Source organism: Caenimonas koreensis DSM 17982 (assembly GCF_009646335.1).
GTDB classification, from domain to species: Bacteria; Pseudomonadota; Gammaproteobacteria; order Burkholderiales; family Burkholderiaceae_C; genus Ramlibacter; species Ramlibacter koreensis.
This window is the reverse complement of record NZ_WJBU01000013.1, coordinates 145,226-157,595: the sequence shown is the minus strand read 5'-3', so window position 1 is coordinate 157,595 and position 12,370 is coordinate 145,226. Positions and strand designations below refer to the sequence as shown.

Sequence of the window (12,370 nt, the reverse complement as noted above, 5' to 3'; positions counted from 1 at the left end):
CGAGGCTGCATTCGACGCTGGGGTACGTGAGCCCAATGCAGCATGAGAGAAACTGGTTGGCGGCCCAGGAAAAGAAGTCCGCTTAACAAGCTCGGTTAAGGGATTCGTCAAACAGGGGCAAGGTCAGGCTATGGGGCGGCCCGACGAATTGGATTCGGGTACTGTTGTGAATTCCCGCTACGCTAGTCGTGCTTGCGTCACGCCTTGCGTGCGCCGTGTTTGGTACTACAACCCGTTGCAGCCGTTAGGGCTTGAAGCTTGGTCATTCGAGCTGGACACCGACAGTCGAGTAGTTGAATCAGCTCACTGGGTGTCACCGTAGCGCGAGTTCGCGATTTCTGGACGCTCCATCCCGCCGAGGCAAAACCCAATGTGTGCGGGGACCGGTAGGCCCTAGTCAAACAACCCCGGCTCTCCACCCAGTTGCGCACGCTCAATCTCCAGCATCTTCAACTTGGTGGCAACGCCACCCGCGGCTGAAAATCCCGTCCCACTGTTGCCTGCGCCCAGGATTCGATGGCACGGCACCACGGGTGCAAACGGGTTGTGGCCCAGCGCCTGGCCTACCGCGCGCGCCAGCCCCTTGTCGCCAAGTTGCAAAGCGATGTCGCCATAGGTCAACGTGCGTCCCGGCGCGATGCCGCGGGAAATCTCATACACGCGGCGATTGAATTCGGGCACAGCCGACATATCGAGCGGCAAGTCGCGCAGGTCATCCGCCTCGCCTTCCAGCAGTGCTGCGATGCGCCGCATCGCATCGGCCACCCATGCGGGCGGCGTGGCTTCATGCAAGTGCGCAAACCGGCCAGCCATGCGCGCGCGGCCCTGCGCCTGCGTAGCGCCCGGCAACTGCACGCCCACGATCGCGTCGCCGCGCCAGGCGATGCCGCATTCGCCAATCGGCGTCGAGAAAAATGCGTAGCCCTCGCCCGCAGCCATGCTCAGGCAGCAGCTTCGACCTTGCGCATTACGTAGCCCACTCGCGGGAAGTGCACGTGCACGAGGCCCGCGCGCGGGTCTTCGCGGCGCAGCGTGAAGTGCGTGCGCGTGGCCGCCATCAGCGTGCCTTGCGTTGCCTCTGGCCCGAAGGTTTCTGCGGCCACAGTCACTTCGCTGCCCAGCGCAATGCCATGGTCGTCCTGGAAGGCGCTGTCGATCAGCAGGTTCTGCCCCGCTGGCATCGGCTCGGCTCCATGTGCAATCGTGATGGCGTCTGCTGCGCTGAACTTCTCCATCGCACCATGGCCGATGGCGGCCATGCGGTCCATCCATTCGCTCACGGCGGGCGTTGCAGCAAGGATGTCCGCCATCACCGGCGTCTGCACGCGTGTGTACCAGAGGCTGTGATACGCCGCAAAGTCAGCGATGCACGGCTCGGCCCCGAACAAGAAGTCATGCTCCTCCACCATGTGCGCAATGCGCCGCAGGTACGAGCGATAGGCGGAAGTGGCATCGGCAGGCCGCAGGCGCGTCATGCCACCCGTCATGGCCTTGCGGTCTTCTGCAAAGGCCTTGGCTGCTTCTGGCGGCGCTTTTGCGAACACCTGCGCTGCGCCCTTGGGTTGCAGGTTGTAGGCCATCGCGGCCCAGAAGAGCGTCGTGTCGGCCCACTGCGCGAAGATGCGCGAGACGCCCTTCAAGTGCGGTGGATACAGCGTGGGTTCAGCCCGCACATGTTCGAGCATGTCGCAGATGAGCGCGCTGTCGCAATAGATGTCCGCGCCGACCTGCATGAACGGTGTCTTGCGGTAGCCGCCCGTGAGCGCGATCACATCGGGCTTGGGCATGATCGCCGGGATCACCACTGACTTCCACGCGAGCTGCTTGTAGCCCAGCACCGCACGGATTTTTTCGGAGAAAGGCGAGCTGGGGTAGTGGTGAAGGATGAGGGTGGTCATGGCATGGCCCGTTCAATGATGGTGTCGAAGTCTGTTGCTGCGCCGAGTGTGCCGAATGCATGGCCCCAGTTGCCTGCGATGCGCGAGTCGCAAAACGCAGCGAACAGGGGCGCAGGCGCGCTCTGGAAAAGTAGCGCCGCTTGAACTGCCAGTGCCACGTCTTGCGCGAGCCGCCGCGCGTGCATTTCGCTCGCCATTTCTTCGACGCGCATCGGCAGCGAGGCGATCATGCGGTCCAGCGCGGCATGCGCGCCCTTTGCCGGTGCGAGCTCTGCGGCCAGTGCCGCTGCGACGTCGGCCTTGCGCAAGGCGCGCATCAAGTCCAGCGACATGATGTTGCCTGCGCCTTCCCAGATGGAGTTGAGCGGCATCTCGCGATAGATGCGGGCCATGATGCCTTCGCCGCCCTCCTCGACATAGCCATTGCCGCCAAGGCACTCCATCGCCTCCTGCGCGAAGTGCGAGCCGCGCTTGCAGATCCAGAATTTGGAAATGGGCGTGAGCACCCGCGCCATCACGCGTTCGTGTTCGTCACTGCTGCGGTCGAACGCGCGTGCAAGGCGAATCGACAGCGCCGTCGCTGCTTCCGATTCAAGCGCCAGATCGGCCAGCACATTGCGCATGAGCGGCTGCTCGATCAGCCGCTTGCCGAAAGCCAGACGCTGCGAACAATGATTCAGCGCGATCGACAGCGCCTGCCGCATCAGGCCACTGGTGCCGAGCGCGCAGTCCAGCCGCGTCATCGTGCCCATCTCCAGAATCTGCGGAACGCCTCTGCCCTCGTCGCCGACGAGCCACGCCTGCGCCGAATGAAATTCAACTTCTGAACTTGCATTGGCCTTGTTGCCCAGCTTGTCTTTCAGGCGCTGGATGTGGATGGCGTTGAGCGAGCCGTCTTCCAGCACGCGTGGCAGGAAGAAGCACGTGAGTCCGGCGGGTGCCTGCGCGAGGACCAGGAATGCATCGCACATCGGCGCCGAGAAGAACCACTTGTGGCCCGTGATGCGATAGCGCTTGCCCCACGCGTCTTCGCCATCGGGTACGGCCACGGTCGTGTTCGCGCGCACGTCTGAGCCGCCCTGCTTTTCGGTCATGCCCATGCCCATCGTCACACCGGCCTTGTCGCGCCAGTGCTTGAGTTGGGGGTCATAAGCGCGGCTGGTGAGCCTGGGCCCCCAGTCGTTGTAGATAGCCGCGTTGCCTCGAAGCGCCGGCGTCACCGCGTACGTCATCGAGATCGGGCAAAGGATGGACGGCTCAAGCTCCGTGAACAGCATGAACCCCGCCGCCCGCAGCACATGCGCATTCGCTCCCTCCCCCTCTGGGGGAGGGCTGGGGTGGGGGCTCTTCTCCCCTTCCCTTGCCCAAGGCGTGCCATGCAGGCCCGCCTCCACCGCCGCCCGCATCAACACGTGATAGCTCGGATGAAACTCCACCTCGTCAACGCGCCGGCCGAACCGGTCGTGCGTGTGCAGCTGCGGCGTGTGCACATTGGCCAGCCGCGCGTGGGTCTGCATCTGTGCGCTGCCCAGCGTCGCGCCAAGCGATGACAGCTCAGCGACATCCAGCGCAGGCGCGTTGAATTTCAGTGCGTCGCGCAGGCCCCGGTTGCCGTCGAACAGGTTGTAGCCAGCCAGCGGCTGCGGCTGGTTGACGACCTCATGGGTGGGCGTCACATCGCCTCGCGGGGTTCAGATCAGCTTGACCAGCTGCTTGCCAAAGTTGCGACCCTTGAGCAAACCAAGGAAGGCCTCAGGCGCCGCTTCGATGCCCTGGGCCACCGACTCACGCGGGCGCAGCTTGCCTGTGCCGACGAGCATGCCGAGTTCCGTGAGCGCTTCGGGCCAGACTTCCATGTGCTCGCTGACGATGAAGCCTTCGAGCGTCATGCGGTTGGTCAGCAGCAGTTGCGGGAACGACATGGGCACGGGCTTGCCGTCGTAGCCGGCGATCATTCCGCACAGCGCAATGCGGCCGAACGCGTTCATGCGCGTCATCACGGCGTCCATTACCACGCCGCCCACGTTCTCGAAGTAGCCGCTGATGCCATCGAGGCAAGCGGCTTTCAACGCCTTCGACAGCGCGCCGACATCGCGATGCGCCTTGTAGTCGATGCAGGCGTCAAAGCCGAGATCGTCAGTCACGTACTTGCACTTGTCTTCACCGCCCGCAATGCCGACCACGCGCAGGTCACGAGCCTTGGCGAGTGCGCCGAAAGCGCTGCCCACCGCGCCCGAGGCAGCGCTCACCACCACTGTCTGCCCTGCCTTCGGCTGGATGATCTTCACCAGGCCATACCAGGCCGTGACGCCGGGCATGCCCACGGCGCCCAGGTAGTGCGACAGCGGCACGTGCGTCGTATCGACCTTGCGCAGCGCGCCGACTTGATCGGCATTGACAACGCTGTATTCCTGCCAGCCGCCAAAGCCGACGACCTTGTCGCCCACCTTGTATTTGTCGGACTTGCTCTCGACCACTTCACCGACCGTTCCGCCTTGCATCACCTGGCCCAGCGGCTGCGGTGCGGCGTAGCTCTTGGAGTCATTCATGCGGCCGCGCATGTACGGGTCCAGGCTCATGAAGTGGTGGCGCACCAGCACCTGGCCGTCTTGCAGCGCCGGGGTTTCAGCAGTAACCAGCTTGAAGTTGGATGCGGAAGCTTCGCCTGCGGGGCGGTTGTCGAGATGGATTTGTTTGTTCGTGGGCATGGTCGTCTCTCTTTTCGAAAAAAAATCAGTCGGTTGAAATGACGTTGAGTGGGTTGGCGCTCGACGGGCCCGTGGGCAGCCGCCTGACGTACTTGAAAGTGCCGGTGGCGTGCGCGCACGTGCGCCCTTCGCTGTCAAAAATCGTGGCTTCAGTGAAAGCCATCGTCGCTGTGCGATGAATGAGCCGGCCCTTGCTGGACAGCTTGCCGCGCGACGGTTGCATGAAGGTGGTCTTCATCTCGATCGTGACAACGCCCATGTCTTTTTGCACGCTGCGCGCGGCCACGGCCATCGTCACGTCCATCAGCGTCATCAGCGCGCCGCCGTGCGTGACATGGAACGAATTCAGGTGCTCCGGCTTGGCCGTGTAGTCGATCTGCGACTCGCCGCCTTCGAACTTCATGAGTTCGAAACCGAGGTGGTGAACGAAGGGGATCTCAACGCCGAATTGCATAGTTGGAGTCATGCACCCGTAATCACGCTCACGCCGCCATCCACCGCTATCCACTGCCCCGTGATGTGCTTGCCGGCGTCACTGGCGAACAGCAGCGTCACACCCTTGAGGTCTTCGTCATCGCCCAGACGATTCAGCGGCGCGTGCTTGGCCATCGCTTCGGCACCCAAGGTTTCAAGGACGCCTGCGGTCAGTTTGCTCGGGAAGAAGCCAGGGCAGATCGCGTTGACGGTGATGTTGTGGGCGCCCCATTCGCAGGCGAGCGTTTCGGTCAGGCTCAGCACAGCGCCTTTGGACGTGTTGTACGCCACCATCTGCAGCTCGGGCGGATTGCCCCCCAGGCCCGCAATGGAAGCGATATTGATGATGCGGCCGCTGCGGCGCGCAATCATGCTCTTCTTGCCGATGCGCCTGGCCAGCAGGAAGTAGCCCCGCACGTTGAGGTTCATCACCTTGTCCCAGGCCTCTGTGGGGTAGTCCTCGGCAGGCGCGGCCCATGAGGCGCCGGCGTTGTTCACGAGGATGTCGATGTCGCCCATGCGCGAAAGTGTTTCGTCAACGAGGCGATCAATGTCGGCCTCCTTCGAGCAATCGGCAGCGATCCAGCGGGCATCGATATTGGCGGCCTGCAGGTCGGCAACGGCCTCTTCCAGGTCAGCGGCCTTGCGGGACGACAGCATGATCCTGGCGCCCGCCTCCCCGAGGGCGTGCGCCATCTGCAGGCCCAGGCCACGCGAGCCGCCGGTGACAAGGGCCGTCTTGCCCGTGAGGTCGAAGAGCTGCGAAACGGTGCGCGTCATGTACTGTCCCCTCTTGTTTTCAGAGATGCGGCAGATTGTGCGTCAACGCCGCGCGTCGAGCTTGGACCGCACCCAGATCAGCACCACCCCTGCAACAGCAAGCACTGCGCCCACCGCCACCAGCGTCCAGGCTGTGGAAGGGCTGGCCGACATCGACGCGATGCCGACGATGATTGCAAACAGCCCCGCGTAGATCAGGATCCACGTCCACTTCTCGATGAGTTCGATGGTCTTGTCGCTGGTCATCAGAACGCCTCTTCCGGCATGTCTGCGCAAGTCGCATCGCGCGATGAAACCACGTTCAGCCACGCGCCAATTTTCGGCAGCTCGTAGCGATAGAAAAACCGTGTTGCAGCCAGGCGGCCCACATGCGCAGGCGGCTGCGCCGCACCAGCGGGAATCGACAGCGCAACATCGAGCCACATCCACGCGATCACCATATGGCCGAACGCCTGCATGTACGGCACGGCGTTGGCCAGTGCCTCGCGCGCGTCGCCAGTCGCCCAGGCCGCTTTCGTCGCCGCGCCAACTTGCTGCAGCGCGCCGCCAAGGGCGTTGGCGTATTCGGCGAACTCGGGGCGCTGGATGGCACGCTCGATCGTGCCGTTGATGCGCAAGGCCAGCATGCGCAGCCCCTCACCGCCCGCCATCACCACTTTGCGGCCCAGCAAGTCAGCGGCCTGTATGCCGTGCGTGCCTTCGTGAATCATGTTCAGGCGCTGGTCGCGCCAGTACTGCTCCACCGGAAAGTCGCGCGTGTACCCGTAGCCGCCATGAATCTGGATGGCGAGCGAATTCGCCTCCAGGCACCACTCGCTCGGCCAGCTCTTGGCAATGGGCGTGAGCACTTCGAGCAGCATGCGTGCTTCATTCGCGGCACCGGGCTCGCCGGTGTGTTGCTCATCGACCAGGCGCGCGCAGTACAGCTCCAGCGCCAACGCGCCTTCGCAATACGACTTCTGCGTGAGCAGCATGCGCTTGATGTCGGCATGTTCAATGATGCGCACTTGCGGCTGTGACGCGTCTTTACCCGATGGGCCCACCAGCCTGCCTTGCGGCCGATTTTTGGCGTAGTCGAGCGAAGCGTGATAGCCCGCCATGCCCAGCATCGTCGCGGCCATGCCAACGCCGATGCGCGCCTCGTTCATCATGTGGAACATGCACGACAGGCCTTCGTGCGGCCGGCCAACCAGGTAGCCAATCGCCCCCGCCTGCCCTTGCACAGGAAACTTGCCTTCGCCGAAATTCAGCAGCGTATTGGTCGTGCCGCGCCAGCCGAGCTTGTGGTTCAGGCCGGCAAGCGCCACGTCGTTGCGCACACCGGTGAGCTGGCCCTGGGTGTCCACCAGCTGCTTGGGCACGATGAAGAGCGAGATGCCCCGCGTGCCCGGGATCAGCTTGCCATCGGGCCCCGGAATCTTGGCGAGCACCAGGTGGATGATGTTCTCGGTGAGCTCATGCTCGCCCGCCGAAATCCACATCTTGTTGCCCTTGAGGCGATAGCGCGCACCGAGCGGATCGCTCGCAAAGTCGCCGCCATCCGGCACGGCGCGAGTGACGATATCGGAGAGCGATGAGCCCGCCTGCGGCTCCGACAGGCACATGGTGCCCGACCAGCGCCCGGAAAATTCATTGAGCGCAAAGACGCTTTTTTGCAGCTCGGTGCCGTGCACCATCAGCAAGTTCGCGTTGCCCACGGTGAGCATGCCCGAGCCCATGCTCACGGATGCCATCGCAAAAAAGGTGTGCGCCGCGGACTCGACTGTGTACGGCAGCTGCATGCCGCCGATTTCATAGTCTTGCGCGGCGCTGAGCATGCCCGATGCGGCGAAGGCGTCGTACGCTTCTTTGGAGGCCTTGGGCAGGATGACCTTCTCGCCGTCAAAGCGCGGCTCTTCGATGTCGAGTGTGCGGTTGAATGGCGCGTATTTCTCGCGGGCGATGCGCTCGCACGTGTCGAAGACGGCGTCGAATGTTTCGCGCGAATGATCGGCGAAGCGGCTGCGAGACGTCAGCTCGCCGGCGCGCAGCCAGTCGTACAGAAGAAAGTCGAGCGTGTGGCGAAGACCCATGGCGTGCAGGCGGGCGAGGCGTTGGCTGAAAGAAGGCCAGCATACGCCAGCGCGCCGCGCGCTGCGGTCATGTTCGCGACGGTTTTAGCGTCGGTGGTCGTTGGCCGGATCCATCTTTCGCAGCAGGTCTTCCCGCATCATGACGAAAGTGCGAATCGCTGGATTGGTTGCTTCCACAGCTGGGCGCAGGTGGCTCCTGAATATCGTGCCCGCAAATCTTTGCGAAGCATTGGAGTTGCCTTCAGGAAACTGGCACAAGCCATAGTGAAGAATGCTCAGCGAATTCACCTTGACGAGCTCATCGTCGAGCCGCGAGATGGCATGAATCACCTCGCGCAGTCGCTGCTCGAGCGCGTGCTGGCCCGCGCGGGTTTGGGCGAGGCCATTGCGAAAATCCGTCAGGCATGGCGTCAACAGCCTTTCCAGCGCCGAAGGTGGCGCACAGTCGACGATGCTGCGATAGACGGGCATGGGCTGCTGCAGGGGCTGGCGCAGCTGTGGCTGCGGATCCACACGAGGCGGTGGCGCGCCCGCAAAATCTGGCACAGCAACGACTGCCTGCCGTGCGGCCGGGTGCGGGAAATTCACCTCAAGTGGCGCAGCCCCAGGCGGCGGCTGCGGTGCATCGATGTAGCCCGGTGGCTCAACAGCCGGTTCCATCTCTGCCACATACGCTGGCGCTGGCAGCTCGTCTGGCGACGCAACGGCGGTGACTGTGATGCCATAGCTCTCCAGCAAGGTTCGCCCCAAGGCCGAAATGCCTGCCGGATGGGGATAGACGACGTGGATATGCTTGATATCAGGCTGCGCTGCGATCGCCTGTTTGATCGCCCCTTCAACGCCTATGGCATGAAACGCATCGTGCTCGGGCTGGGTGCGCACCCAATCGGTGACAGCCGTGCAAAGCGCGAAAGCAGCGGTGGGCGAAAGGCGACCTTGGGCATACTGAGGTCGCTGTTGAGGAACGGGCCGGCCTGCCCACTTTCGAAGTGCTTGCATTCAACAAACTCCCTTTAAGTTCTTGAAGTGCCAGCGCACGCGTGGCACGCGCGCCTGACCAGACTTCGTAACTTTAATCGCTGAAGAGTTCCGAATGAGCTGCGGCAGCGGCATCAGCCGCCGCCTGGATACGCTTACAAAACTTCGAACACGCCCGCCGCGCCCATGCCGCCACCAATGCACATGGTGACCAGCACCTTCTTGGCGCCACGGCGCTTGCCTTCGATCAACGCGTGGCCGGTCAGGCGTTGGCCTGACACGCCGTACGGGTGGCCGACTGCAATCGCGCCACCGTTCACGTTCAGCCGGTCAGCCGGGATGCCCAGCTTGTCGCGGCAGTAGATCACCTGCACAGCGAAGGCTTCGTTCAGCTCCCACAGGTCGATGTCATTCACGGTCAGGCCGAGCTTCTTGAGCACCTTCGGCACGGCGTACACCGGGCCAATGCCCATTTCGTCAGGCTCGCAACCGGCCACCGCAAAGCCGAGGAAGCGGCCGATGGGCTTGAGGTTGTGCTTGCTGGCGTATGCCTCGCTCGTGACGACACAAGCGCCGGCACCGTCGGAGAACTGGCTCGCATTGCCCGCAGAAATCACGCCACTCGGCAGCGCCGGCTTGATGCCGCTGATGCCTTCCTTCGTGGTGCCTTCGCGCGTGCCTTCGTCCTTGCTGCAGGTCACTTCCTTCGTGCGCAGGCCCATCACCGGGTCCGCCACACCGGCCTTGACGGTGATCGGCGCGATCTCGGCGTCGAACAGGCCTGCCGCTTGCGCTGCACAGGCCTTTTGCTGGCTCGCCGCACCGTATTCGTCCATGGCATCGCGGCCAATGTTGTAGCGCTTGGCGACTTGCTCGGCTGTCTGCAGCATCGACCAGTAAATCTCGGGCTTGATCTTGTCGAGATCCAGGTCGCGCAGCATGTGCGTGTTCATTTCCTGCTGGACGCAAGAGATACTTTCGACGCCGCCGGCGACATACACATCCGCTTCACCCGCGATCACGCGTTGCGATGCCATGGCAATCGTCTGCAGGCCCGACGAGCAGAAGCGATTGACAGTCATGCCCGACGTGGTGATCGGCAGGCCGGCCATGAGCGCGATCTGGCGTGCGATGTTCGCGCCGGTGGCGCCTTCCGGATTGGCGCAACCCATGATCACGTCTTCGACGTGCGATGGGTCGATGCCCGCGCGCTGCACAGCGTGCTTGACGGCATGGCCGCCCAGCGTGGCGCCGTGCGTCATGTTGAAAGCGCCCTTCCAGCTTTTGGCCAGGGGTGTGCGGGCGGTGGAGACGATGACTGCGTTGCTCATGTTCTTTGTCCTTCGGGTGATCAGTTGAACGTCTTGCCGTCAGCAGCCAGGCGTGCCAGCAGCGGCGCCGGCTCCCAGAACTTCGCGTCGTCGCGCGGGTTCTGCTGGAAGCGCTTCATGGCCTGCACGACATTGAACAGGCCGACTTGGTCGGCGTACAGCATGGGGCCGCCGCGGTGCATCGGGAAGCCGTAGCCGGTGATGTAAACCATATCGATGTCGCTGGCCTTGGAGGCAATGCCCTCCTCAAGGATGTGCGCGGCTTCGTTCACGAGCGCGAACACCAGGCGCTGCACGATCTCTTCATCAGAAATCTTGCGCGGCGTGATGCCGAGTTCCTTGCGGTGATCCTCGATCATCTTCACGACCAGGTCCGAAGGAATCGCATCGCGCTTGCCTTCCTTGTAGTCGTACCAGCCAGCGCCGGTCTTCTGGCCGAAACGGCCGAGCTCGCACAGCTTGTCAGCCGTGCGGCTGTACAGCAGGTTCGGCCGCTCTTCGGCACGGCGCTTGCGAATCGCCCAGCCGATGTCGTTACCAGCCAGGTCACCCATGCGGAACGGGCCCATCGCAAAGCCGAACTTCTCGACAGCGCGATCGACCTGCGCAGGCGTTGCACCTTCGTCGAGCAGGAAACCAGCCTGGCGGCTGTACTGCTCGATCATGCGGTTGCCGATAAAGCCGTCGCACACGCCAGAAACAACGGCGGTCTTCTTGATCTTCTTGCCGACGGTCATCACCGTGGCCATCACGTCCTTGCCGGTCTTGGCGCCGCGCACCACTTCCAGCAGCTTCATCACGTTGGCCGGGCTGAAGAAGTGCAGGCCCACCACGTCTTGCGGACGCTTGGTGAACGATGCGATCTTGTTCACGTCGAGCGTCGATGTGTTCGAAGCGAGGATGGCGCCGGGCTTCATCACTTCGTCGAGCTTCTCGAACACCTTCTGCTTGACGCCCATTTCCTCGAACACGGCCTCGATGGCCAGGTCGGCGTCTTTGAGGTCGTTGTAGTCGAGCGTCGTGCTGAGCAACGCCATGCGCTGCTCGTACTTGTCCTGCTTGAGCTTGCCGCGCTTGACTTGCGATTCGTAGTTTTTGCGGATGATGCCCAGGCCCTTGTCGAGCGCCTCCTGCTTCATCTCCAGAACCTTCACCGGGATGCCGGCGTTCAGGAAGTTCATCGAGATGCCGCCGCCCATCGTGCCCGCGCCGATCACGGCCACAGACTTGATGTCGCGCTGCGGCGTGTCTTCCGGCACATCCGGGATCTTCGATGCGGCGCGCTCGGCCACGAACAAGTGGCGCAGCGCGCGCGACTCGGGCGTGAGCATGAGGTTGGTGAAGATCTCGCGCTCGGCCGTCATGCCTTCGTCGAACTTCATCTTGGTCGCGTTTTCGACCTGGTCCACGCACTTCACGGGCGCGGGGAAATTCTTCGCCATGCCCTTGACCATGTTGCGCGCGAACTGGAAGTACGCGTCGCCTTGCGGGTGCTTGCACGGCAGGTTGCGCACGAGCGGCAACGGGCGCGCATCCGCCACGGAGCGTGCATAGGCGAGTGCTTCTTCGGCGAGCGATTCGGCCGACGACGCCATCTTGTCGAACAGCTTCTGGCCGGGTTGCTGTGCAAGCAATTCGCTCTTCACCGGCTCGCCGCTGACGATCATGTTCAGCGCGGTTTCAACGCCAAGCACGCGCGGCAAGCGCATGGTGCCGCCAGCGCCGGGGATCAGGCCCAGCTTGACTTCGGGCAGCGCGATGCTGGTGCCCGGCGCGCAGATGCGATAGCTGCAGCCCAGGGCAAGTTCAAGGCCGCCACCCATCGCGACGGAATGCATCGCGGCGATGGTGGGCTTGGGCGAGGCTTCGAGCGCGAGGATCACGGAGAGCAGATTGGGCTCGGCAACAGCCTTGGACGTGCCAAATTCCTTGATGTCTGCGCCGCCGGAAAACGCGCGGCCTGCGCCGGTGATGATGATGGACTTGACGGAGTCGTCGGCAATCGCCTTGGCGAGCCCGTCGGTGATGCCCACACGGGTTGAATAACCCAGGCCGTTGACAGGCGGGTTGTTCATCGTGATCACTGCCACGTCGCCGTGAACCTTGTATTCAGCGGTCATGCTGTTGTC

At 63.3% G+C, this 12,370-nt stretch carries 11 protein-coding genes; all 11 read right to left on the bottom strand.

Annotation, left to right across the window (positions count from 1 at the left end):
• Positions 1-393: 393 nt before the first annotated feature.
• The gene (locus GHT07_RS14785; RefSeq protein ID WP_153585867.1) at positions 394-939 is read right to left on the bottom strand and encodes a methylated-DNA--[protein]-cysteine S-methyltransferase; all 546 of its coding nucleotides are present in this window, start codon (positions 937-939) and stop codon (positions 394-396) included.
• A gap of 2 nt (positions 940-941) precedes the next feature.
• Positions 942-1,898, bottom strand: coding sequence for a glutathione S-transferase family protein (locus GHT07_RS14780; RefSeq protein ID WP_153585866.1), 957 nt, complete (start codon positions 1,896-1,898; stop codon positions 942-944).
• On the bottom strand, positions 1,895-3,574 hold the full coding sequence (locus tag GHT07_RS14775) for an isovaleryl-CoA dehydrogenase (protein ID WP_323740951.1): 1,680 nt from the start codon (positions 3,572-3,574) through the stop codon (positions 1,895-1,897). The genes GHT07_RS14780 and GHT07_RS14775 overlap by 4 nt, the downstream gene beginning before the upstream one ends.
• 15 nt (positions 3,575-3,589) lie before the next feature.
• The gene (locus tag GHT07_RS14770; protein WP_153585865.1) at positions 3,590-4,606 is read right to left on the bottom strand and encodes an NADP-dependent oxidoreductase; all 1,017 of its coding nucleotides are present in this window, start codon (positions 4,604-4,606) and stop codon (positions 3,590-3,592) included.
• A gap of 25 nt (positions 4,607-4,631) precedes the next feature.
• Positions 4,632-5,060: a PaaI family thioesterase gene (locus tag GHT07_RS14765; RefSeq protein WP_153585864.1), complete on the bottom strand. Its 429-nt coding sequence runs from the start codon at positions 5,058-5,060 to the stop codon at positions 4,632-4,634.
• A gap of 8 nt (positions 5,061-5,068) precedes the next feature.
• Positions 5,069-5,860 (bottom strand): SDR family oxidoreductase, encoded by a 792-nt coding sequence (locus GHT07_RS14760; RefSeq protein WP_153585863.1) that lies wholly within the window; start codon positions 5,858-5,860, stop codon positions 5,069-5,071.
• Between the two features lie 42 nt (positions 5,861-5,902).
• Positions 5,903-6,106, bottom strand: a complete 204-nt coding sequence (locus GHT07_RS14755; RefSeq protein WP_153585862.1) for a hypothetical protein — start codon at positions 6,104-6,106, stop codon at positions 5,903-5,905.
• A complete protein-coding gene (locus GHT07_RS14750; RefSeq protein ID WP_153585861.1) occupies positions 6,106-7,932 on the bottom strand; it encodes an acyl-CoA dehydrogenase in 1,827 nt (608 codons plus the stop codon). Before GHT07_RS14750 ends, GHT07_RS14755 begins: the two co-directional genes overlap by 1 nt.
• A gap of 84 nt (positions 7,933-8,016) precedes the next feature.
• On the bottom strand, positions 8,017-8,931 hold the full coding sequence (locus GHT07_RS14745; protein ID WP_153585860.1) for a hypothetical protein: 915 nt from the start codon (positions 8,929-8,931) through the stop codon (positions 8,017-8,019).
• A 134-nt stretch (positions 8,932-9,065) separates the two neighbouring features.
• Positions 9,066-10,241: an acetyl-CoA C-acyltransferase gene (locus GHT07_RS14740; RefSeq protein ID WP_153585859.1), complete on the bottom strand. Its 1,176-nt coding sequence runs from the start codon at positions 10,239-10,241 to the stop codon at positions 9,066-9,068.
• Positions 10,242-10,261: 20 nt separating this feature from the next.
• Positions 10,262-12,361: a 3-hydroxyacyl-CoA dehydrogenase NAD-binding domain-containing protein gene (locus tag GHT07_RS14735; RefSeq protein ID WP_153585858.1), complete on the bottom strand. Its 2,100-nt coding sequence runs from the start codon at positions 12,359-12,361 to the stop codon at positions 10,262-10,264.
• Positions 12,362-12,370 lie beyond the last annotated feature (9 nt).